Source organism: Cohnella phaseoli, from assembly GCF_003386235.1.
Taxonomy (GTDB): Bacteria; Bacillota; Bacilli; order Paenibacillales; family Paenibacillaceae; genus Cohnella; species Cohnella phaseoli.
The window spans coordinates 139,237-160,796 of the sequence record NZ_QRDZ01000018.1; the positions used below are offsets into that span (position 1 = coordinate 139,237).

The 21,560-nt window shown below is 50.6% G+C and carries 21 protein-coding genes; 16 read left to right on the top strand and 5 right to left on the bottom strand.

Features of this window, described 5'->3' with window-relative positions; genetic code table 11:
* The first annotated feature begins 1 nt into the window (after window position 1).
* From DFP98_RS21850 to DFP98_RS21885, 8 genes are all read left to right on the top strand, one after another.
* Entirely contained in the window at window positions 2–1,507 is a 1,506-nt protein-coding gene (locus DFP98_RS21850) for a sensor histidine kinase (RefSeq protein ID WP_116062732.1), read from the top strand.
* 182 nt (window positions 1,508–1,689) lie between these two features.
* A complete protein-coding gene (locus DFP98_RS21855) occupies window positions 1,690–2,649 on the top strand; it encodes a 4-hydroxy-3-methylbut-2-enyl diphosphate reductase (protein ID WP_116062733.1) in 960 nt (319 codons plus the stop codon).
* Between the two features lie 26 nt (window positions 2,650–2,675).
* A complete protein-coding gene (locus DFP98_RS21860; RefSeq protein ID WP_116062734.1) occupies window positions 2,676–3,161 on the top strand; it encodes a DUF2062 domain-containing protein in 486 nt (161 codons plus the stop codon).
* Window positions 3,162–3,343: 182 nt separating this feature from the next.
* Window positions 3,344–4,405 carry a 3-deoxy-7-phosphoheptulonate synthase gene (gene aroF / locus DFP98_RS21865; RefSeq protein ID WP_116062735.1) on the top strand — a complete coding sequence of 354 codons (1,062 nt, stop codon included), beginning with the start codon at window positions 3,344–3,346 and terminating at the stop codon, window positions 4,403–4,405.
* Between the two features lie 388 nt (window positions 4,406–4,793).
* On the top strand, window positions 4,794–6,218 hold the full coding sequence (glnA, locus tag DFP98_RS21870; protein WP_116062736.1) for a type I glutamate--ammonia ligase: 1,425 nt from the start codon (window positions 4,794–4,796) through the stop codon (window positions 6,216–6,218).
* Between the two features lie 217 nt (window positions 6,219–6,435).
* On the top strand, window positions 6,436–7,524 hold the full coding sequence (gene serC, locus DFP98_RS21875) for a 3-phosphoserine/phosphohydroxythreonine transaminase (RefSeq protein WP_116062737.1): 1,089 nt from the start codon (window positions 6,436–6,438) through the stop codon (window positions 7,522–7,524).
* A 96-nt stretch (window positions 7,525–7,620) separates the two neighbouring features.
* On the top strand, window positions 7,621–8,082 hold the full coding sequence (gene trmL / locus DFP98_RS21880) for a tRNA (uridine(34)/cytosine(34)/5-carboxymethylaminomethyluridine(34)-2'-O)-methyltransferase TrmL (RefSeq protein ID WP_116062738.1): 462 nt from the start codon (window positions 7,621–7,623) through the stop codon (window positions 8,080–8,082).
* A gap of 178 nt (window positions 8,083–8,260) precedes the next feature.
* Window positions 8,261–8,503, top strand: coding sequence for an AbrB/MazE/SpoVT family DNA-binding domain-containing protein (locus DFP98_RS21885; RefSeq protein ID WP_116062739.1), 243 nt, complete (start codon window positions 8,261–8,263; stop codon window positions 8,501–8,503).
* 102 nt (window positions 8,504–8,605) lie between these two features.
* On the opposite strand, the gene DFP98_RS39185 is transcribed toward DFP98_RS21885, so the two are convergent.
* Window positions 8,606–8,755 (bottom strand): hypothetical protein, encoded by a 150-nt coding sequence (locus DFP98_RS39185; RefSeq protein WP_181917857.1) that lies wholly within the window; start codon window positions 8,753–8,755, stop codon window positions 8,606–8,608.
* Between the two features lie 154 nt (window positions 8,756–8,909).
* On the opposite strand from DFP98_RS39185, the gene DFP98_RS21890 reads away from it, so the two are divergent.
* Window positions 8,910–10,046, top strand: a complete 1,137-nt coding sequence (locus tag DFP98_RS21890) for an aminotransferase class I/II-fold pyridoxal phosphate-dependent enzyme (RefSeq protein WP_181917845.1) — start codon at window positions 8,910–8,912, stop codon at window positions 10,044–10,046.
* Here DFP98_RS21890 and DFP98_RS21895 read toward each other — a convergent pair.
* Both DFP98_RS21895 and DFP98_RS21900 read right to left on the bottom strand, forming a co-directional pair.
* Window positions 10,043–10,357, bottom strand: a complete 315-nt coding sequence (locus DFP98_RS21895) for a Rieske (2Fe-2S) protein (RefSeq protein WP_181917846.1) — start codon at window positions 10,355–10,357, stop codon at window positions 10,043–10,045. The two genes, DFP98_RS21890 and DFP98_RS21895, sit on opposite strands and share 4 nt — an antisense overlap.
* Window positions 10,354–11,223 carry a DUF2161 domain-containing phosphodiesterase gene (locus DFP98_RS21900; protein ID WP_116062742.1) on the bottom strand — a complete coding sequence of 290 codons (870 nt, stop codon included), beginning with the start codon at window positions 11,221–11,223 and terminating at the stop codon, window positions 10,354–10,356. Before DFP98_RS21900 ends, DFP98_RS21895 begins: the two co-directional genes overlap by 4 nt.
* 174 nt (window positions 11,224–11,397) lie before the next feature.
* Here DFP98_RS21900 and DFP98_RS21905 point away from each other — a divergent pair, with 174 nt between their 5' ends.
* A complete protein-coding gene (locus DFP98_RS21905; RefSeq protein WP_116062743.1) occupies window positions 11,398–13,293 on the top strand; it encodes a PrkA family serine protein kinase in 1,896 nt (631 codons plus the stop codon).
* Between the two features lie 124 nt (window positions 13,294–13,417).
* Here DFP98_RS21905 and DFP98_RS21910 read toward each other — a convergent pair whose 3' ends face one another.
* Window positions 13,418–14,956 carry a glycosyl hydrolase family 18 protein gene (locus tag DFP98_RS21910; RefSeq protein ID WP_116062744.1) on the bottom strand — a complete coding sequence of 513 codons (1,539 nt, stop codon included), beginning with the start codon at window positions 14,954–14,956 and terminating at the stop codon, window positions 13,418–13,420.
* Between the two features lie 155 nt (window positions 14,957–15,111).
* Window positions 15,112–15,900: a sensor histidine kinase gene (locus tag DFP98_RS39190; protein WP_220377147.1), complete on the bottom strand. Its 789-nt coding sequence runs from the start codon at window positions 15,898–15,900 to the stop codon at window positions 15,112–15,114.
* 1,449 nt (window positions 15,901–17,349) lie between these two features.
* Here DFP98_RS39190 and DFP98_RS21925 point away from each other — a divergent pair.
* From DFP98_RS21925 to DFP98_RS21950, 6 genes are all read left to right on the top strand, one after another.
* Window positions 17,350–17,874 carry an accessory gene regulator ArgB-like protein gene (locus DFP98_RS21925; protein ID WP_181917848.1) on the top strand — a complete coding sequence of 175 codons (525 nt, stop codon included), beginning with the start codon at window positions 17,350–17,352 and terminating at the stop codon, window positions 17,872–17,874.
* A 1-nt stretch (window position 17,875) separates the two neighbouring features.
* A complete protein-coding gene (locus tag DFP98_RS39195) occupies window positions 17,876–17,995 on the top strand; it encodes a cyclic lactone autoinducer peptide (protein ID WP_181917849.1) in 120 nt (39 codons plus the stop codon).
* 31 nt (window positions 17,996–18,026) lie between these two features.
* Complete coding sequence (locus tag DFP98_RS21935) at window positions 18,027–18,419, top strand: LytTR family transcriptional regulator DNA-binding domain-containing protein (protein WP_116062749.1); 393 nt, start codon at window positions 18,027–18,029, stop codon at window positions 18,417–18,419.
* A gap of 208 nt (window positions 18,420–18,627) precedes the next feature.
* On the top strand, window positions 18,628–19,401 hold the full coding sequence (locus DFP98_RS21940; protein WP_116062750.1) for a class I SAM-dependent methyltransferase: 774 nt from the start codon (window positions 18,628–18,630) through the stop codon (window positions 19,399–19,401).
* A 212-nt stretch (window positions 19,402–19,613) separates the two neighbouring features.
* Window positions 19,614–20,582, top strand: coding sequence for an ABC transporter permease (locus tag DFP98_RS21945; protein WP_116062751.1), 969 nt, complete (start codon window positions 19,614–19,616; stop codon window positions 20,580–20,582).
* Between the two features lie 33 nt (window positions 20,583–20,615).
* The gene (locus DFP98_RS21950) at window positions 20,616–21,509 is read left to right on the top strand and encodes a carbohydrate ABC transporter permease (RefSeq protein ID WP_116062752.1); all 894 of its coding nucleotides are present in this window, start codon (window positions 20,616–20,618) and stop codon (window positions 21,507–21,509) included.
* The last annotated feature ends 51 nt before the right edge of the window (window positions 21,510–21,560 follow it).

Here is a 21,560-nt window from a genome sequence, read left to right on the forward strand (position 1 = left end):
CATGTCGATTCGGCTGCGGTTGACTTTGTGGTATTCGGGGCTGCTGGCGGTCACTTTGGTCGCTTTCGGCGTCGTTATTTATGGAATCGTGCAAAACAATACGATGTCTTCGTTAAAAGATCAGTTGCGGCGAATTAGCGAGGAAACTCAGGTAAGAGGCAGAGTCGGGCAAGGCGTCAACCTGAGCGGAGTTCTGAGAAGCGCAATCGATTACAACTCGTTCTTTATTCAAATCGTCAATTATATACCGACAATCACAGGGGTTGTCGATGATAAAACTCCGAATATGCGCTCTTCCACGAACAGGCCGGAGCTGACGTTTACGTTCCCGAAGCAGAATGAAGTTCGCCATGGCGAGTACGCTTTTGTGAAGAGGGAAATTGAAGGAATCCCCTTCCTTGTGTTGGAAAATCCGATCATGTATAACGACGAAGTCGTCGGCTTGCTGCAGGTTGGAGCTTGGACCGGACGCGAGGAGCAGTTGCTGCACCAGCTTCGCTCCATTCTATGGTTCGCCGGAGCCGCCGGGCTGATTGCCGCGTTCCTACTGGGCATGTTCCTTTCGCGTAAAGCGCTTATGCCGATCAATCGGGTGACGGAAGCGGCGGAGCGCATTCAGAGCGGCTCCGAGCTGAGTCTGAGAATTCCGCGAGAGAAGCCCAACGACGAAATCGGCCGGCTGACCGATACGCTGAATGCGATGCTCTCGGGCGTGGAGCGAGCGTACAAAAACCTGGAGGATTCGAATGCGGCCCAGCGGCGTTTCGTGTCCGACGCATCGCACGAGCTGCGGACGCCGCTAACGACGATTCGGGGCAACGTGGATCTGCTGGAGAAAATATGGATCGGCGGAGAAGCGGAGCCGCGCGAAGACACGGAGAATGTCGCATCTACGACGCTAGTTCTGACGGATGAGGAGAAGCGGGGCATGTCGCTCGAATCGATTCGCGATATTGCCGACGAGGCTCGCCGGATGAGCGGGCTGGTCAATCATCTGCTATCGTTGGCCAGGGCAGACGCCGGCTACGTGATGGAGATGGGCGACGTCGAGCTGCTCCCGCTTGCGGAGGAGGCTGCGAGAAGGGCGGCTTTTCTGCCTAGGAAAGCCGAATGGGCTGTAGGACCGCTGGACTTGCTCTCAGAAGTCAAAGTGCGGGGCAACCGCGATTATTTGCTTCAGCTGCTGTTTATTTTGATCGAGAACGGCTTTAAGTACACGCCATTCGGGGTTGTCCGGCTCTATGCCGCACGGCGGGATAATGCGATCGGATTGTCGGTGGCCGATACCGGCATTGGGATCGCCCTGGAAGAGGTTCCGCATATTTTCGAGAGATTTTACCGAGTGGACGTGTCGCGCGGCGAAACGTCCGGAACGGGGCTGGGGCTGTCGATCGCCAAATGGATCGCGGATATGCACCATGCCCGGATCGAGGTTCAGACCAGACTCGGCGAAGGGACGGTATTCACGCTGTGGCTGCCCGTTCAACGGGAGGAGAAGCCTGCATGATTTTGCTAGGAAGACGGTCGACTGCCGAATGAGGCGGAGCGGCCGTCTTCCTTGCCGTTTCCGCGCCTTTCGTCTGTATCTTGAATAGGCTATAATAGAGAAGGAAGAGTCGGGCCGCCTACGACTGACGATCTATTGACCTGATCAAGGACAAATAAAGGGCGAGAAAGCGGGCGCAAGCAATGCAAGTCGTGAAAATATCGCCAAGGGGCTACTGTTACGGAGTCGTCGATGCCATGGTATTGGCCCTTCAGACGGCGCGGAATCTGGATTTGCCCAGACCGATTTATATATTGGGAATGATTGTTCATAATAGTCATGTGACGGAAGCTTTCAAGGACGAAGGAATCATTACGCTGGACGGTCCCAACCGGCTGGACATTTTAGAGCAGATCGACGGCGGCACCGTCATTTTTACTGCTCACGGCGTGTCTCCTGAAGTTCGAAAGCGGGCGAAGGAGAAAGGGCTGACGGTCGTCGATGCGACTTGTCCGGATGTGACCAAGACGCATGACCTGATTCGCGAGAAAGTCGGCGAAGGGTATGCAGTCATCTATATCGGCAAAAAGAATCATCCCGAGCCCGAGGGTGCGATCGGCATCGCTCCTGGACATGTTTACTTGATCGAGCGCGAGGAGGACATCGAGAAGCTGGAGTTGGACACGGAACGAATTATCATTACGAACCAGACGACGATGTCCCAATGGGATATTCGGCATCTGATGTCGCTGCTTCTGGCGAGATTTCCGACCGCGGAAATCCACAATGAGATATGCTTGGCGACGCAGGTTCGTCAGGAAGCCGTTGCGGGCCAGGCAGGAGAGGCGCAGCTGTGCATCGTCGTCGGCGATCCGCGCAGCAACAACTCCAATCGACTAGCCCAAGTGTCTCAAGAGATCGCGGGCGTACCTGCATACCGCGTAGCGGACGTATCCGAGATCCAGCAGGAGTGGCTGCAGGGCGTCGAGCGCGTTGCGGTTACTTCCGGGGCTTCCACGCCTACGGCTCTGACCAAGGAAGTTATCGCTTATTTGGAGCAGTTCGATTCCTCCGATCCATCGACATGGGCAATCAAGCGGACCGTGAATCCGAATAAGCTGCTGCCCAACGTTAAGATCAAATCGACGGAGACGACTTTGTAAGTGCCAGTACAAAAAAGGAGCATCCTATGAGTCGACTGCAATCGCTTGGCCGTTGGCTAAAATATAAGTACATTCTGCTGCTGAGAGCTAAGGGCGGCGCCTCTATCGTGGCCATGGGATTTGCGATCGGAATCGCCATCGAGATGTTCACGCTGCCCACGCTGGGAGTCGCATTCGTGCTTATTTTCCCGCTCTGTCTGCTGCTGCGGGGCAATTTGCCGGCGGCGCTGATCGGCTTCGTCATCGGCAAGATCATCTACATTCCCATGATGTATCCGAATTCGAAGGTAGGCGGCTGGATACTGCCTAAGCATCTCAGTATTCACTTGCCGATTTTGCCCGAATGGATCAATCATCTGCTGCTGACGAATTTGAAGCTGATCGTCGGCGGGATGGTGGACGGGGCTTTGCTCGGGCTGCTGTGTTATTTTCCGATCCGCTACAGTCTCAACGCCTATAAATCCAAACGCAAAGATAAACGCAAGCTGATTCGCGCCCGTCTGGAAGCCTGAGGACGTCTTCTTTTGGAGCCGGGCGCGGTTATTTTCAAAGAGAACGTCGAAAAGTCCTATGTCGCCTAAGTGATGCTTTGGGGTTGACATAGGGCTTTTTATCTTTTATATTTACTTTAGCGCTTAAAAGCGTATAAGCGTTGCAGCGTATACGCGTTAATATAATTAGGAGAGTGAGCTTTATGATCGTTATTACATCCCCTCATATCGCAGAAGAGCGAATCAATGAAATCGTACGCCACATTGAGCAGTCCGGCGTTCAGGCGCATGTGTCCCGCGGGACGGACAGAACTGTAATCGGAATTATCGGCAAGGCGGAGCCTTCGCTGGCCGAACATATCCGTTCGATGAAGGGCGTAGAAAATGTAATCAAAATTTCGAAGTCTTACAAGCTCGCAAGCCGCGACTTCCATCCGGACGACACGATCATCGAAGTGAAGGGCGTGAAGATCGGCGGAGACAATCTCGTCGTCATGGGCGGCCCGTGCGCGGTCGAGACGCCGGAGCAGATCGACGAGATCGCAAGGCTCGTTAAAGCTGCCGGAGGCCAAGTTTTGAGAGGCGGCGCGTTTAAGCCGCGGACTGGTCCGTACAGCTTCCAGGGCATCGGCGTTGAAGGTCTGAAGTGGATGAAGGAAGCCGGGGAGAAATACGGACTGCTGACGATTACCGAAGTTATGGCTCCGGAGTTCGTCGATGTCTGCGCCGAGTATGCCGACATTATGCAGGTGGGAACGCGCAACATGCAAAACTTCGACCTGCTGCGGAAGCTGGGTACGATTCAAAATCCCGTCCTGCTCAAGCGGGGCTTCAGCGCAACGTACGATGAGTGGTTGAACGCGGCCGAGTACATTTTGGCAGGCGGAAACCCTAACGTGATGCTGTGCGAGCGCGGCATTCGTACATTCGAGACGTATACCCGCAATACGTTCGATCTGACGGCCATTCCGGTTATCCAGCAGCTCTCGCATCTGCCGGTCATTGCCGATCCGAGCCATGCGACAGGACGCCGGGAGCTCGTCGAGACGATGACGAAAGCTTCCCTGGCGGCAGGAGCCAACGGTCTCATCATCGAGATGCATACCGATCCGGACAATTCAGCGACGGGAGACGGCGTACAATCGCTGTTCCCGGATCAATTCGCCAATCTGCTGAAGGAGCTGGAACAGCTTGCACCGCTTCTTGGCAAGAAGTTCGATACGGAGAAGGCTCCGGCGGAAGCTTTCGCAACGTGGATCAAATAAGCTGGTTATAATTGAAGCAGAGTCGATCGTTGTCCGGAATCCGGCGGCGATCGGCTTTTTTTGTTGACGGAAGGGAAGCTGACGGGACCGGATTTTTCGTGAGAGGGATTGGGTTGGTCGATTAGAGGAATGGGAGCTATGTAAGGTTTTACCGGGTTTTTGAGCGTAAGCGCATTCATCGCGGGATAGTGTTTAGAACATTTTCATAGGCCATAGCCCCAAATGTCGAAAATTTTGTGAGAAATGCTAACATGGATTCAAAAAATACCTGACATAAGTATTGACGCTCGAATGAGCAGGGTTTTATAATAACTTCATAAGTTCGACGAAAACTTGAACGTTATTTCGGAATTAACAACTTAATGTTCGGAAATAGGGAGGAAACAACATGTCAGTTCAACAAGTATTGGAGCTTATCAAGGAAAAAGGTATTGAATTCGTAGATTTCCGATTTATCGATTTGAACGGCCGCGCACATCATATTACAGTGCCTGCTGCTGAAGTAGAGGCAGACACTTTTGTAAACGGAGTTGCGTTTGACGGTTCTTCCATCATCGGTTTCCGCGGGATTGAGGAGTCGGACATGATGATGATGCCCGATACCGAATCGGTGTATATCGATCCTTTTACCGCACATCCGACGTTGATCGTTATTTCCAACATTCATACTCCAGACGGTACTCGCTACGATCGCGATCCGCGTTCCATTGCACAAAAGGCCGAAGAGTTTCTGCAAAAGTCCGGCGTTGGAACGGCTGCCTATTTCGCTCCCGAATCCGAATTTTTCATTTTTGACGATGTCCGTTATGAGTCCACTATGAACTCTTCCTCCTTCTACGTCGATTCTGAAGAAGCAGGGTGGAACACGAATCGTAAAGAAGAAGGCGGCAACCTTGGTTTCAAGGTTGGGGTTAAAGGCGGATATGTGCCGGTTGCTCCGACGGATGCTCAGCAGGACATTCGCAGCGAGATGGTGCGCCAAATGCAAGAAGCAGGCCTGCGCGTAGAACGTCACCATCACGAAGTGGCGACAGCCGGGCAAGCGGAAATCAACTTCCGCTTTGATACGTTGACCAAAACTGCCGACAACCTGATGAAGTATAAATATATTGTACACAATGTCGCCCGCCAATACGGCAAAACGGCTACATTTATGCCAAAGCCGCTTTTCGGGGACAACGGAAGCGGAATGCACGTTCACTCTTCCATCTTTAACGAAGGCACTCCGCTGTTCTATGAGAAAGGCGGATACGCGAATATGAGCCAGATGGCGCTGTACTACATCGGCGGTATCCTTCACCACGCGCCTGCTCTTATCGCGATCACGAACCCGTCTACAAACTCGTTCAAGCGTCTTGTTCCAGGTTACGAAGCACCGGTAAACCTTGTTTATTCCAAGGGCAACCGCTCCGCAGCTATTCGTATTCCGGTTGCTGCAGTTACGCCTAAAGGCTGCCGTGTAGAATTCCGTACTCCGGACTCTACGGCTAACCCTTATCTGGCCTTCGCCGCTATGTTGATGGCTGGTCTGGACGGAATTAAACGTAAAATCGATCCTTCGGCGCTTGGTTTCGGTCCGTTCGATACGAATATCTATGAACTGTCCGACGAACAGAAGAAAGAAATTCGCAATGTTCCAGGCACATTAGACGAGGCGCTGGATGCTCTTGAGGCCGACTACGAGTTCTTGACGGAAGGCGGAGTATTCTCTAAAGAATTTATCGATAACTATGTGAAAGTAAAACGCTCGGAAGCGAAGGCCGTCTCCATCCGTATTCACCCGCACGAGTATAGCCTTTACTTCGATTGCTAATTCTATAATTAAGGTATCAAGACCGCAGTCTTCATCCGTTGGGATGGAGACTGCTTTTTCATTTGTGCCAAAGCCGAAGATTATCTTAGGATGGTATCGCTTTCGTTCGGAAATTAGTCGAAATTTCCGTGAATATCAAGGGAAATGGTTGCCGAGCGGCGCGAAGCTCTGATATGATTAGCCTATTATGTATGATTCCAGACAAGGTGGGGACGAGATGGCCAATCGCGCATACAATTTTAACGCCGGGCCGGCGGCATTGCCGCTTGAAGTACTGCAGAACGCTCAGAAGCAATTTGTCGAATACGAAGAAAGCGGCATGTCTTTGATGGAGATGTCCCATCGTGGAGCAGTCTACGAGAAGGTTCATTACGAGACGGAAACGCTGCTTCGCGAGCTGATGTCCATTCCGGAAGGCTACAAGGTGTTGTTCGTTCAAGGCGGAGCCAGCACGCAGTTTGCCATGGTGCCGATGAACCTGCTTCGCGCAGGCACGACTGCGGCGTACGTAGCTACGGGAAGCTGGGCGACCAAAGCGATTCAGGAAGCGAAGCTGTTCGGCGACGTTGCGGTCGCGGCTTCGTCGGAAGCTGACGCATATAAGCGTATTCCTGCGGCCGAGGAGCTGAAGCTGCCGAGCAATCCGGCTTACGTGCATCTGACCTCGAACGAAACGATTGAAGGTACGCAATGGACGGATTACCCGGACACAGGCAGCGTACCGCTAATTGGCGATATGTCGAGCGATATTTTGTGTCGCCCTGTCGACGTGTCGAAATTTGGCTTGATCTACGCTGGCGCTCAAAAGAATCTTGGACCTTCCGGCGTGACGATCGTGATTATCCGCGAGGATCTGATCGCCAAGCCTGAGGGCGCCGTGCCGACGATGCTGCGTTACGATACGCACGCGAAGGCTGATTCGCTCTACAATACTCCGCCTACGTTCGCGATTTACATGGCGGGCGAAGTATTGAAGTGGGTGAAAGCGAACGGCGGAGCGGCCGGAATGGCAGCTCGCAATAACGAGAAAGCGAATCTTCTGTACGATACGATCGATTCCAGCGGCGGCTTCTATCGCGGCTTTGCGGACGCCGGCAGCCGTTCGATCATGAACGTCACCTTCCGTCTGGCCACGGAAGAGCTTGAGAAGCAGTTTGCCAAGGAGTCCGAAGCGCAAGGCTTCGTCGGACTGAAGGGCCACCGCAGCGTCGGCGGCTTGAGGGCTTCGATCTACAACGCCGTTACGCCGGAAAATGTGCAGGCGTTGGCAGGGTTTATGCGCGATTTCCAAAGCCGTAACGGTTAAGGAAGCGACCGATTCATCCGGGCTTTCTCCGGTCATCGATTTCGATGGCTGTGGGAAGCCCTTCGATTTGTATGCGTGAAGAAGGGGGCGCGATCGATGCCTTTTCACATTGTGCTCGTCAATCCGGAAATTCCGGCCAATACGGGCAATATCTCCAGAACCTGCGCGGCAACCGGAACGCATCTCCACCTCGTGCGTCCGCTTGGCTTCTCGACCGACGATAAAGTGTTGAAAAGGGCGGGGCTCGATTACTGGCATTCCGTGAACATCACTTACTACGATTCGTTCGAAGAGGTGAAGGCTGCGCACGCTGGAGCAAGATTTTTCTTCGCGAGCACTCGGGTGACCAAGCGATATACGGATTTCTCGTTCCGGGATGGAGATTTCTTCGTGTTCGGACGAGAGACGAAGGGGCTTCCGCAGGAAATGCTGGACGCTCATGCCGATACGTGCATGAGGATCCCGATGACGGACAAGGTTCGTTCGCTGAATTTGTCCAATTCTGCAGCAATTGTCGTATTCGAGGCGCTGCGGCAGAACGATTTCCCTCTCCTTTAGCCTTGATTCGACATAATTCGTAATGATTCGAGATTAATTGTCGAAAATTGCATAATCCTAAGCAAATTGGTTGAACGGAAGGGAATAAGCTTTTTATATAGAACGGTATAAAGTGGTCAAAAAGGCCAAAAGGTTTCGAGATAACCAGCTAGATTAGCGTATGAATGGAGGAACTGCATTGAAACCTGCAGGCGTAGTTCGTAAAGTCGATCAATTAGGAAGAATTGTTCTTCCGAAATCGTTGCGCAAACGGTACCAGATGAATGAAGGGGATCCCGTGGAAATATTGGTTCAAGGCGATCATATCATTTTGGAACGTTATCGGCCGCGCTGCGTGTTCTGTTCTTCGATGGAATCCGTCGGGGAATTCAAGGAGCGTTATGTCTGCGCTTCCTGTGTTAAAGATATGCACGGGCTGTAAAGATACCGGGAACAACAAAAACCGTCCTCTCGGACGGTTTTTTTGTCATATATGCCGTAAACAAAACCGGAACCTTCCGGTTCCGGTCTTGTCGGCGGATATTTACAAGCCTTTGGTTTTATCATCGTTATACGAAGCCGTCAAAATTGCTCCGATGAACAACGCCAGGATGAGAACGACGATCCAGAACTTGTGGGACATCCCGAATAAGATCACTTCTTGTGCTGCTTCGCCAGCTGCCGAAAGGAACATATCCTACACCTCCGATTAACTACCCTTTATTATAACCAACCCTTGTTAAAAAGAAAACGCAAAATGTTGTGAACAAACCCGAACAATTGATGATCTTCGCTCGTCGGGCATATAAATGAAATCGTGGCCAACATCGCAAGGGGAGGGAATCGCCTTGAGTTCGATCATCAACTGGATGGGCGGATGGCCGAAGGAAGGACTCGTAGCCGCATCGGATTGGGAGGAGAGGGTGGAAACCGCCGCAGAGAAGCTGGCGGGGGAGGAGTTCGGACCGGGGCGGCAAGAAGCGGGCAGCGGCGGAGAATCAAATCTGAACGATCAGTTTGCCGCAAGCTTGCTGAACGGGAAAATCAGCGGGAACGGCAAACGAATCAGATTTACCAAAGGGGCTGACAGCGCGCTAAGCTGGATCATCGGCGAAGCGCTGCAGCCCGGCGACGTCGTTCTGACTGAACGGCTGACGTCGCGAACCGCTCTGCAAGCGTTTCGCAAAGCGGGCATGAGGGTGGAAGCGGTGGACGGAGATCGGAAAGGGATGGACCCCGAAGCGCTGACGACAGCCCTGTTCCGGCATCGTCCTAAGCTCGTCTATGTCGCCCCGTCCTGTACGGAGCCGGAAGGGATGAAGTGGAGCGGGGAGTATCGGGCCGCCGTCTTCCATCGCTGCCGAGAAGCCGGAGTGCTGCTCGTCGTCGACGACAGGCAGGAGTCGCTGCTCTATGACCCGGAAGAGATCGCGGCGGCGCAGCGGCGTCTAGAGCCGGGGGTACTGTCTATCGGTCAACTGCCTCCGGGGCTGATCGCGGGCTCCCGCGTCGGATGGATCGCCGGAACCGCGGAGCCATTCAGTCGACCGTCGCTTGCGAGAGAAGAGAATGCAAGGAAATACGCGTTAGGTCCAATCGAGCAGCGGGCATTAAGCGGTTTAATCGAGGAGCAGCCCCTTGAGCCGCTGCTTGACATGCTCAGAGTTCAATGTCGGGAACGGAAGCGAATGATGACGGAGCAGTTGACCCGCCAGCGTATCGGCGAGTTAACTTGGGTAGAGCCGCGAGGCGGACTTCATCTGTGGCTTAAGCTGCCGCCCGGCTTGGACGGCGAAGCTTTGCTGCGAGGGGCGTGGTTAAAAGGGGTAATTTTTCAGCCGGGGGCTCCGTTCTTTACGAAAGATCCGAAGCCCAACACTGTCAGAATTACTCACGCCTTCGCCGACGAGCGACAAATCCGCCAAGGCGTGGCGAGACTGGCGGAGAGCATTGAGGAGTTTACGGGTCGATGGTCCCGTTCCTAATCGAACTTGGCGGCCGCATAGAGCCGCCCGTTTCTTTCGATGACTTGACGGTAGGCTAATCTGCGGTCGGAGAGGGTAAGACACGCTCCGGTTTCGCCATGGAAAGTCCAGAAGTGCAGCGGGCAATAGAAAATATCCTCGTGCGGACGGATGTCGCCGCCCGCATGGGGACAAACGGCCAGTAACAGGCGATAAACCCCTTCGGCGCTGCGGACAAGCCAATAAGGGGAGTCCTCCGCCGTTATTTCCGCAGGTAAGATTTCATATTGGATTACAGGGCCAAGGTCGATCGGATACAGCTCTTCGCTCATCGGGATGCAGCTCCTTCCGCTTGTTCGTTCGCCGGCTCCGGCGCGTTCGCGTTCGCCCATACGTCGGCCCATACAAACTGGCGAGCCCATACGAGAGCGACATGAGCATATTCTTGCAATGCCGCTTCGCCGCCGGGCGTCAGCTCGTATATGCCTTTGCTGATCCGTCTGAACCAGCCGTAGTGATTGTCGCGCAGAAACGTGCCGGCATTCGGGCAATTGGTCCAATCGCGGACTTGTTTGGGAGCGGAGGGGCCGTGACAAGCGAGCGCAAGCGCGCATTGGATCGCTCTCTCCCGATAAGCGGTAACGAGCTTGCGTTTCGAGCTGCCTCCGACATTGTAATCTCCGCTTCTGGCATTAAATTCTTTCAGCAGTCTGTTTGCTTTGGCTTTGCTTCTTCTTCCCGTTGGCAGGTTGTAGGCGTCTCCCGTCTCCGCCGCCAAAGACGAGCCGGAGAGGACCGGGGAAGGGGCGGAGCTGCGGATTTCCGCAGGCTCGCACCAGACGTCGACGACGGGGGATTTTGTACGATAGAAAGTAACGGTAATAAATCCGAGATTCAGTCTTCGGCACAGATGAGTTATTTCATTGAACCTTTGATTGTGGGCGCCTTTTTTTACGCGGTTCCTCTCCACGGCGAGCCAGACGGACGCTCCGGTTTTCTGCCGGTCGATTCCTTGGAGCAGCAGCGGCAGCGTGAACGTTTTTTTCATCTCGACGATCGTGGGCGTCGGATCGCCGTGCTCTTCGGGGCGATAGGCGACCAGGTCGCAGCCGCGAATTTCCGCTTTTACTTCGTATCCTCGGGAGGCGAAGAAGCTTTTGACCGGCGGGTACAGCTCGGCTTCCAGTTTGACGGCCAAGGTGAAATCTCCTCCTGATCAGCACGTAAATACGTTGGTTTTATCGCCATTATAGCATACGGGGCACAGAGGATTTAGCAATGAACAAGAATGTAAGGTCAAATTCGTCCCTCTCCCCGCATAGGATGATATTACGTCAAGTCAGAGTAGAGAAAGCTGCGAGGAGGAAGCGGCATGGACATCTTCAGTCGGATCTCAGAGTATCGGGCCGAGAGTGAAAAATTAAGCTGGTCGGGGACTTTTCGGGATTACATCGATATACTTCGCCGCGACAATTCTCCGGCGATGACCGCTCACGCCCGGGTTTACGATATGATCGTATCCCATGGGGTGGAAGAGGCGGGCGGTAGCAAAACATACAAGTTTTTCAGCTCGGAAATTTTCGGGCTGGATCGGACGATGGAGAGGCTGGTGGAGGAGTACTTTCATTCTTCGGCCAGAAGACTTGACGTGCGCAAAAGAATATTGCTGCTCATGGGACCCGTCAGCGGGGGGAAATCGACGATCGTCACTCTGCTTAAAAAAGGGCTGGAACAGTATTCAAGAACGACAAGGGGAGCCGTTTATGCAATTAAGGGCTGCCCGATGCAGGAGGACCCGCTGCACCTCATTCCCGAAGAGCTTCGCCCGGAGATCGAGAAGGAGCTTGGGGTACGTATCGAAGGCGATCTGTGTCCGTCCTGCCAGATGAGGTTGAAGACGGAGTTTGACAACGACATCGAGACGGTGCCGATTGAGCGCGTGCTGATCTCGGAGAAAAATCGCGTCGGAATCGGTACATTCAGCCCGTCCGATCCGAAATCTCAGGATATTGCCGACCTGACCGGCAGCATCGATTTCTCCACGATTACGGAATACGGCTCGGAGTCCGATCCGCGAGCGTATCGGTTCGACGGAGAGCTGAACAAGGCCAATCGCGGTTTGATGGAATTTCAGGAGATGCTCAAGTGCGATGAGAAGTTTCTATGGAACCTGCTTTCGCTGACGCAGGAAGGCAACTTCAAAGCCGGCAGGTTCGCATTAATTAGCGCGGACGAAATGATCGTGGCGCATACGAACGAATCGGAGTACAAGGCTTTCATCGCCAATAAGAAAAACGAAGCGCTGCAGTCGCGGATGATCGTAATGCCGGTTCCGTACAATCTGAAGGTATCTTCGGAAGAGAAGATCTATACGAAGCTGATCGGTCAATCCGACATGAGCCATATCCACATTGCGCCTCATGCGCTGCGGGCCGCCGCGATTTTCTCGATTATGACCCGTCTCAAGGAATCGAAGAAGCAGGGGATGGATCTGGTCAAAAAGATGCGGATGTACGACGGCGAGGAGGTAGAGGGCTACAAGGAAGCCGATCTGAAGGAGATGCAGAACGAGTTCAGCGAGGAAGGCATGTCCGGTATTGATCCGCGTTACGTCATCAACCGGATATCGAGCGCCTTGATCAAGCACGACTTGCCGTGCATTAACGCCTTGGATGTGCTGCGCGCGCTCAAGGACGGTCTCGATCAGCATCCTTCGATTACGAGGGAGGAGCGGGAGAAGTATCTCAATTACATCTCCGCCGCTCGTAAGGAATACGACAACCTAGCCAAGAAGGAAATCCAGAAGGCGTTCGTCTATTCGTTCGAAGAGTCGGCCCGCACCTTGTTCGAAAACTATCTCGACAATATCGAGGCGTACTGCAACTGGTCGAAAATCAAAGACCCGCTGACAGGCGAGGAGCTGGACCCGGACGAGAGGCTGATGCGCTCGATCGAGGAGCAGATCGGCGTGTCGGAGAACGCGAAGAAGGCATTCCGCGAAGAGATTCTCATTCGTCTGTCGGCGTACTCCCGCAAAGGCAAGAAGTTCGATTACAGCATGCACGACCGGCTTCGCGAGGCGATCGAGAAGAAGCTGTTCACCGACCTGAAGGACATCGTGAAAATTACGACCTCGACGAAAACGCCGGATGAAAGCCAGCTTAAACGCATTAACGAGGTAACGAAGCGGCTGATCGACGAGCATCATTATTGCCCGGTTTGCGCGAATGAACTGCTTCGGTATGTCGGTAGCCTGCTGAATCGATAAGCGGCGGCGGTCTGGCACAAATCGTTAAGCTCTGCGTCGGAGCGTCATGACGTTGGCTAATGATCTGCCAGACCGTGCTGCGTCGGAGAGCCTTGACAGCAGGTAAATTCCGCCACACTGCCGACTATCGTAGAGACTGAGCCAGCTTCCTTAGCAAGGTGCCGTTGAAATCTTGGCTGAGCTCCCAGACAACGGCGCCTCCAAGCCCCTTAGCTTTGACGTAACCGGCTTTGTAGGCGAGCGATTCGGGATCTTCGTAAGTTATGAAGGTCCCGGTTTTTTTGTTGTACAACCACGGAACTTTGGCCGTATCGTCCCAGTAACGCACGAAGCCGCTCCCGTCTAACCAGCCGAGGTTCTCCAAGTTACCAAACTCATGTACGCCAGAGGCGGTTACTCCTTCCGACAAAGCGGTGCAGGTCTGCGCCAAGCCGTTGCCTGTCGATCCGCATCCCGCCCAGCCCCGTCCGTAGAACGGAACGCCCAGCACAAGCTTGTTTGCGGGAACCCCTGCTTTCATAAAGGCGTTAACCGTATCGTTTGCGCTGGCGCCGGAGGTGCTCGGCCGCTTCGGATCGGAATACAAGGGGGCGTGGTGATTGCTCGTCTTTTCCCAGCTTCCATAATAATCGTAAGTCATCAGATTGACCCAATCGACGATGGCTGCGACCTGATTCATCTCCGTGTTGGAAATATAGCCGGAAGAAGCACCGGCGGCAATCGTCAACAAATACGGTTTACCGTCCTGTTTTCTTGCATCGTCCAGCTTGGCCTTAAGCTCCTTCAGCAGCAAAGTAAAGTTCCGCTTATCCTCCGGTCTCGTGCGATTGGAGGACAAGCCTCCGGCTACCGGGTATTCCCAGTCGAGATCAACGCCGTCGAATCCGTTGTCCCGAATGAATCGAACCGCGCTTTCCACGAACTTGGTTCTTGCGGCGGCGGTCAGAGCGACGTCGGAGAAGGAGCCGGACCAATTCCAACCGCCGACGCTGATCAAGGTTTTCAGCTTCGGATTGTCTTTCTTTATCCGCTTCAATTCGGCGAAGTTGGCGCGATCCGCAGCGGCGTCGCCCATCACGACTTCGCCTCTCTGAACGTTAGCAAAGGCATAGTTGAGATGAGTAATTTCGGATGTTGCGAAGCGAGACGGGGTTAGCTGCTGATAGGAAGCCCAATACGGATAATAGGCAACGATCCGGTACGGCGAAGCCGACGGTTTCGTACTACCTGCTGTAGCTAAAGCAATCGTATTGGAGCCAGCGAACCATTGTACGTTCAATCCTATGAGAGCAGAAAACGGGCGTATAGGAAGAAACAAAGTTGAGTTGGACAGAATCGGCGCGTGAGTGAGCGACAGGCTGCTCCCATTGAGGGCAGCGGCAGTTTTTCCGACCTCCATATCGACAACTATGCCTGAACGGAACAGCTTGAATCTGGTTTTATCGATCCATTGGACCTGTAATCCTGCTGCATTCAACAGAGGCCGGGCTTGAACGTATGTAGCGTCGTTTCTTACGAACGGGCTGGTCTGGAACTCGATTGTATTGCCGTTATATGTAACTTTGACGTCGCTGTCGGCGTTTCCCGGCGGCATCGGAATGAGCAATACGGCAAGAACGAAGGTAAGCAGGGCGACTCGCAAATATACATGATGTCGATTCAATAGAAATGTCCTCCCAGGTCGGTTGATGGCCTATTAGGCTCAAATAGATAGAGGTAAGCTTGTTTCTATCTATTTTCCGGTTAGGGAGGACTCTCGTAAATGTTAAAATATTGGATGGAGGTAGATAGAGGACTTTACGGGACGCCGCTAATGCCTTACGCGCTTACCTCCGGGAGGCATACTTTGAACACGGTCAGCCCTTCCTTTTCATCGGAAACGAGCTCAAGCGCTCCTTTATAATGCTTTACTCTCTCCTGAACGATAGCGAGTCCAAGCCCGCTGTGCCCTTCTCCTTTGGTCGTATACCCCGGCTTAAAAATTTGCAGTCTATCGTCCGTTGTTATTGCACGGCCGCGATTGGATACCTTAAGTGCAATTGAGCCGTCCTCCTGGGAGCGGATAGAGGCGAAGACATGTCTTTCCTCCTGTGGAAGGTGCATCGTCTCGTCGAATGCGTTGTCTACCAGGTTTCCAATAATTTTAATGATATCGATCACTTTAATCGTCGTTTCCTTGGCCTCCCACTTGTCGGGCAGCTCATAAGTAAACTGAATGCCTTTCCCCAGCGAGACGGCGATCTTGGCCTGAACGAATGCGGCAAGCGCGGGAGACGAATGATGAACGATGTCGCTTACGTCCCGGGTCTCCTTGACCAGGTCCCCTACATAATTTTTCAATTGCTCCGTCTTGCCCATCTGCGCCATCGTATGGATGACCTGCACATGGTTGAGAAAATCATGCCTCTGTCCCCGAATCGATGTGAACATGTCGTTAATATCGTCTATGTACACCTCTTGCGTCGTTTTCGCCGCTTGCTCCCTGGTGCGAATGACCAGTCGGATGATGGAGACTAGTGCTAGGAGGCTGACTAGGATGATGAGGTAGATCATTATAGCATTAAGAATTTTGTTGCTGTTGTCATAAGTGATATGTAAAATCTGCATAGTTCCTAATAGACAAAATTGAATGGCAATTAGAAGGATGACCTGCATTAGAGATTTTCGGTTGTCTTCTACAATAAATGAGAAAAAACGTCTGGCGGAAAACAGGTTTTTGTTTCGAATAAACCAAGAAGCGATCAAGAGTAAAAGAAGCTGAGGGTACAACGTTCTCATTAAGGTAGACGGTTCTCGAATGATTTCAGAGTGGGTGGATATTCCTAACGAATAAACTATGATGGCACTTGAAATAATGTCAGTAATCATGCTTAGTATCAGCATAAAGAAAACTAATAATATCTTAGTTTTTGGGCGCAATTCTTTGAAGATCATAAACACTAGCAATGCTCCGGAGATGACTGAGTTTAACAAATGGATCGGGAAAGGAAGAATAAGAATCAAAATATCCGTGTAAACGGAATGAATAACCGTAATAATTAACAATCGTTTGAACAGATTCTTAGGCAGCGGATCTAAGAAAGAGAAACAAAATAATAAACAAGTAAATGTCTGAGGCTGCGCCACCAAGAGATCCAATTTAAGAAAATTGATAAATTCTTGCATACTGCTGGCTCCCTTGCTAGGCAATGTTTGGTATACATCTTTTATACCATTAAAATATGGGTAATGTGGAGCATTCTACGTCAATCATTTATCTATTAAGTATTTTTATGAAATATATACCAAATATCACGTTAATATTTTGTTTATTTTAACGGAAGGTTATTTAAAAACGAGTAAATATGCTTAATAATTTGATAGAATAGAACTAGACTATCATAATTGATTTCTGGGGGCACTTCATGTTATTCGCAAAGTTTATCTTGGCATCTACGATTGAGTTCCTGTCATTCTTCATTTTTACTATGACATTATTCAGATTCAGCGTGAAAGAAAATATTTTAAAATTTGCAATCGTTTCCTTTATTCTGGCTTTTGTTTCTAACACTTTGCAGGTAGAGTCGTTGCAATCGGTATCTGCACTCATTAATGTTTTTCTGTTCATATTTTTGACGACTATTATTTTACGCGTAAGGCTGATACATTCCACTACCATGGTAGTTATAACGTTTGTGGTTTTTTCTTTGGTTCAATGGCTGCTTGTAAATATTTGTATTAGATTTAATGTGTTTTCCGAAGTGCTTCCTTATACGAACAATGGATTTCTTTTACAACTAGCCACAGCCTTTATGCTATGCATTATATCTTTGTTCATACATTTGAGTAATGGCGGTTTTAGCTATATCGAATCCAACAGTCGTTTCTTCAAGCAATCGTTAAAAGGAAATAGGTTGTTCTATCTTTTCTTGCTAATAGCCATCGTTGTAATTGTGATGGTTAATGTTTTCTACCTTTCATCCGTTTATTTGCCCTATTACGTGTATATTGTGACAGCTACAATACTGGTCATATTAGTAATACTCATCTATTTTTCCGTTCGGAAGGATGGTCAAAGTGATCGGAAAAATTTCAAATGAAATAGCCGGATATTTAAAGAAACAAGAGCCTGAAAATACTCCTAGTATTGCAGTGATGGCTTATTCTTTGTATATTATATTACACGCTACTATTACCACATTTTTTATAATTTTCGTTGCGTTATTTTTAGATAGTTTTACAGTTACTGCCTACACTTTGCTTTATTTTATTATTCTCCGTTTTTTTGCTGGTGGCTACCATTTACATTCTTCATTACTTTGCACGGTACTGTCGGTTCTTCTGATTTGCGCTGCGCCATTAATTCATATTCCTTTAGAATGGCTGCCATATTTAATCGGTGTGAATTTACTGTTTATTATTATATATGCTCCAAGAAACATAAAAGGATATGCAAGAATTCCTGAGAAATACTATATTTATATGAAATTAGTCTCATTGGCAGTAGTAGCTAGTAATTTTTACTGGCTTGATGCATCTCTTGTTACGGTTTCATTGTTTCACGCCATATTGCTTATACCGAAACAAGAAGGGAGGAAATAAGATGAAAAAGAAGATCGTATTGACCTTCTCCAAGGGACTGGGGCTGCTGGCGATATTATTTGTTAGTACAGCTTGCGTTTGGATATTGCATAGACCGGAAGTACCGGAAGAATTAAAGTAGTAACAGACTTCAAGGATTGGAGGGAAAGAAAATGTCGTACATAGCTCTTCTTGACTCTGAAGGAAATCCTGTAAAAATTGATCCTGCGGATGTCGTTCTAATTCGTCCTACACCGGATGGACCAGTGTTTCAGACTAAGGATGCTATGTATTATTATCCCACCACTCTTGAGGAATTGCTGATTGTATTAAAAGATGTTGGCTTTGAGCGCTTAGACAGAACGAATATCGTAAATTTGAATCAAGCGAAGGCTTTTGATCCAAAGGCTCGAAAGGTTTACTTTGAGCATCCTTGGGGTGGTGACAGCAAATTTGCTACCGTGTCGGAAGCGAATGTGAGTAAGGTGCAACATCTGGCTAAAGAAGAGAGTGCGGATTATAAGACTAAAGCGATCTTAAGGCCGTCGTTGTTCTGGAAGAAGTGAACTGCATTATAGCCATAAGGAAACAAAAGCCAAGCCGCCTAGGTTTGGTTTTTTTCTATATAGGTATGATGTGTATCCAGGAGAGGGTTGAGTAAGCTATTTAATGATTATAGTTTAAAACTATAAATAATATAATTATTATATATTTAATCAATCGCTGGAAAGGTGTTATAACTGATGTACCAACAAAATCGGGGAGTGGATCAGGATGGCGGAGAATCAGCAAAAGGTGCATTGGGAAGCAGACGGGTACGACAAAATGATGGGTTTCGTGTCGCGTTACGGTGAAGATTTGATTGAATGGCTGGATCCGAAGGAAGGGGAGACGGTTATTGATTTCGGCTGTGGGACGGGGGATCTGGCAGCTGCGATTGCAGAGAGAGGCGCAAGTGTATACGGTCTTGATATTTCCTCGGAAATGGTCGATAGGGCGCAGAAGAAATATCCGAAGCTTCAGTTTCGTTGTGTAGATGGGATGGGCTGGCGAGCCGACTTCCAATACGATGCCGTTTTCAGCAATGCGGCGCTGCATTGGATGAGGGAGCCAGAGGCGGCAATTCGTAGCTTCTTATCCGGACTTAAGCCGGGAGGACGGCTGGTTGCGGAATTTGGCGGAAAAGGGAATGTGCAAGCGATTGTTGCGGCGACGCGGTTAACGTTGCGAGAACTGGGAGTAGAGGAGCGGTTCGTAATGCCCTGGTATTTCCCCTCGGTAGGGGAGTATGCTTCAATGTTGGAGAAGTACGGAATGGAGGTTCGGACAGCCCTGCTGCTGGACCGGCCGACGCTGCTCGAGAACGGCGAAGCTGGAATGAGGGATTGGTTAGGAATGTTCGGAACGGCAATGTTTCCGAGCGCGACAGCCGAGGAGGCTAAGCGGTGGATCGAAGAATCGGCGGAGAGGGTGAAGGGCGCTCTCTATGACGGCAGCCGGTGGACGGCGGATTACCGAAGACTGCGCATCGTTGCGTTCAAAAAATAAGCACGAGAAAAAGCAATCCCGCTTGTCGCATTTTCGCGATCGAAGCGGGATTTTTCATTTTATACATTTTATGAGCGATATATCGTGAGAAAGTATAAAGTTTCGTTGTTCTGTCAAATAGGAAACGGTTTTGAGAACCTTTACAATTAATTCGAACAAGGACGGAGCGAGTCAGAACATCGTAGCTCATGAATGGCAGAGAGGGGAGTAGTATGGCAGATTTATCGACAACGACAAAGTATCCGCCCCAACCGCAGTTAAAACCAAGGAGTCTTGGAGAACGGTTGCTCAAACAATGGGACATTCAACTCATGGTGTGGCCAGGTATACTTCTGATTTTGGTCTTTGCCTATTTTCCAATGTACGGCGTGCTAACCGGGTTTATGAATTACAAGCTTCATACCGGTGCCAATATCTTCGCGAACGAATGGGTCGGACTTAAACATATTAAGATGTTTTACGAAGCGCCTGAATTCGGTCGGGTTTTGCGAAACACGATGGTGATCAGTTTGCTCAAGCTGGCGATCGGATTCCCGGCGCCGGTCATTCTAGCTCTAATGTTGAATGAAGTCCGCAACATGGCGTTCAAGCGTACGGTCCAGACGGTGACCTACTTGCCGCACTTCCTGTCGTGGGTTGTTGTAGCCAATCTCGTTATTTCGTTGTTGTCTGTGGATAATGGCAGCATCAACATGCTGCTCATGAAGCTAGGATTCATTGCCGAACCCGTGAACTTCCTTTCGATGTCCGAGTATTTCTGGGGTATTCTTGTCTCGTCCAACGTGTGGAAAGAAATCGGGTTTGCCTCCATTGTTTATCTCGCGGCGATCGCCTCTATCGATCCGCATCAATATGAAGCGGCACAGATCGACGGAGCTACCCGGCTGCAGCAAATACGCTACATTACTTTCCCGTCGATTATTCCGATCGTAACGATCTTCTTGATTCTGGCGATCGGGCAATTGCTGAACGCCGGCTTTGAAGATATCCTGCTGCTGGCGAACAACCCGGCATTGCGCAACGTCTCCGACGTCGTGGATGTATACGTCTATCGAATCGGCTTGCAGAACTATCGATATTCGTACGCGACGGCAATCGGCTTGTTCAAGGCGCTGATCAGCGTTGGACTTCTAGTCATGGCGAACTACGCCGCACGAAGATCGGGCAATAGTCTGTGGTAATCCGCTCAGGCATACAAGGAGGCTGACTGTAACATGCGTTTAGGATTGTCCGATCGTGTGCTTATGACTTTTATCTATGTTTTACTTGCCTTGCTGGCGTTCTCTACCTTGTATCCGTTCTGGAATGCGATCGTCATATCCTTCAACGTCGGGGCGGATACCGCCAAGGGCGGAGTAACGTTCTGGCCCAGGGCTTTTACTTGGGAGAATTACAATATCGTATTCTCGGACGACCGATTGCTCAACGGATTCGTAGTGACAATCGCTCGTACGATCATCGGTACATTGACCGCGCTGTTCATGACCGCATTGCTTGCTTACGGAATGTCCAAGAGCGAGTTGATCGGCCGCAAATATATTATGATCTTCTTCATCATTACGATGTACTTCGGCGGCGGCTTGATCCCGTCATTCCTGCTCATTCGCTCACTGGGAATGATCGATACGTTCCTCGTATATATCATTCCCGGGATGATCAGCGTGTGGAACATGATCATATTCCGGACGTTCTTCAGGGGGCTTCCGGCGGGACTGGAGGAATCGGCGAAAATAGACGGTTGCGGAAACTGGGGGACGTTCTTTCGGATCGTGCTTCCGCTCTCGGGACCGGTGCTCGCGACGCTTGGCTTGTTCACTGCCGTTGCGCACTGGAACGACTGGTTCGTGGCGACGATCTATATCTCGAACGAGAAATTGATCCCGGTTCAGACGATGCTGCGGCAAATCATTAATGCCAGCACGGTCACGGATTTTCTCTCTTCCGCCGACTCCGGAGCCATAGCGCGTATAGAAAAGATGCAAAAGGTAACCTCCAAGTCGATCTCCATGGCGACGATGATGGTCGCGACGTTGCCGATCATCATGCTGTATCCGTTCCTCCAACGGTATTTCGTCAAAGGCGTTATGATCGGTTCATTGAAAGAGTAGTTCCCAGATTCGGGGATAAGCCGCAAGGCTTTGAACATATACAATACTTAA

Bases quoted from the DNA above. Each gene is read 5' to 3' on its own strand.
- DFP98_RS39190 (WP_220377147.1), bottom strand. From the start codon at position 15,900: ATGCAGATTTTACATATCACTTATGACAACAGCAACAAAATTCTTAAT.
- glnA (WP_116062736.1), top strand. From the start codon at position 4,794: ATGTCAGTTCAACAAGTATTGGAGCTTATCAAGGAAAAAGGTATTGAA.
- DFP98_RS21950 (WP_116062752.1), top strand. From the start codon at position 20,616: ATGCGTTTAGGATTGTCCGATCGTGTGCTTATGACTTTTATCTATGTT.
- DFP98_RS21935 (WP_116062749.1), top strand. From the start codon at position 18,027: ATGTCGTACATAGCTCTTCTTGACTCTGAAGGAAATCCTGTAAAAATT.
- DFP98_RS21860 (WP_116062734.1), top strand. From the start codon at position 2,676: ATGAGTCGACTGCAATCGCTTGGCCGTTGGCTAAAATATAAGTACATT.
- serC (WP_116062737.1), top strand. From the start codon at position 6,436: ATGGCCAATCGCGCATACAATTTTAACGCCGGGCCGGCGGCATTGCCG.
- DFP98_RS21905 (WP_116062743.1), top strand. From the start codon at position 11,398: ATGGACATCTTCAGTCGGATCTCAGAGTATCGGGCCGAGAGTGAAAAA.
- DFP98_RS21895 (WP_181917846.1), bottom strand. From the start codon at position 10,357: ATGAGCGAAGAGCTGTATCCGATCGACCTTGGCCCTGTAATCCAATAT.
- DFP98_RS21855 (WP_116062733.1), top strand. From the start codon at position 1,690: ATGCAAGTCGTGAAAATATCGCCAAGGGGCTACTGTTACGGAGTCGTC.
- aroF (WP_116062735.1), top strand. From the start codon at position 3,344: ATGATCGTTATTACATCCCCTCATATCGCAGAAGAGCGAATCAATGAA.
- DFP98_RS21945 (WP_116062751.1), top strand. From the start codon at position 19,614: ATGGCAGATTTATCGACAACGACAAAGTATCCGCCCCAACCGCAGTTA.
- DFP98_RS21850 (WP_116062732.1), top strand. From the start codon at position 2: ATGTCGATTCGGCTGCGGTTGACTTTGTGGTATTCGGGGCTGCTGGCG.
- DFP98_RS21940 (WP_116062750.1), top strand. From the start codon at position 18,628: ATGGCGGAGAATCAGCAAAAGGTGCATTGGGAAGCAGACGGGTACGAC.
- DFP98_RS39185 (WP_181917857.1), bottom strand. From the start codon at position 8,755: ATGTTCCTTTCGGCAGCTGGCGAAGCAGCACAAGAAGTGATCTTATTC.
- trmL (WP_116062738.1), top strand. From the start codon at position 7,621: ATGCCTTTTCACATTGTGCTCGTCAATCCGGAAATTCCGGCCAATACG.
- DFP98_RS39195 (WP_181917849.1), top strand. From the start codon at position 17,876: ATGAAAAAGAAGATCGTATTGACCTTCTCCAAGGGACTGGGGCTGCTG.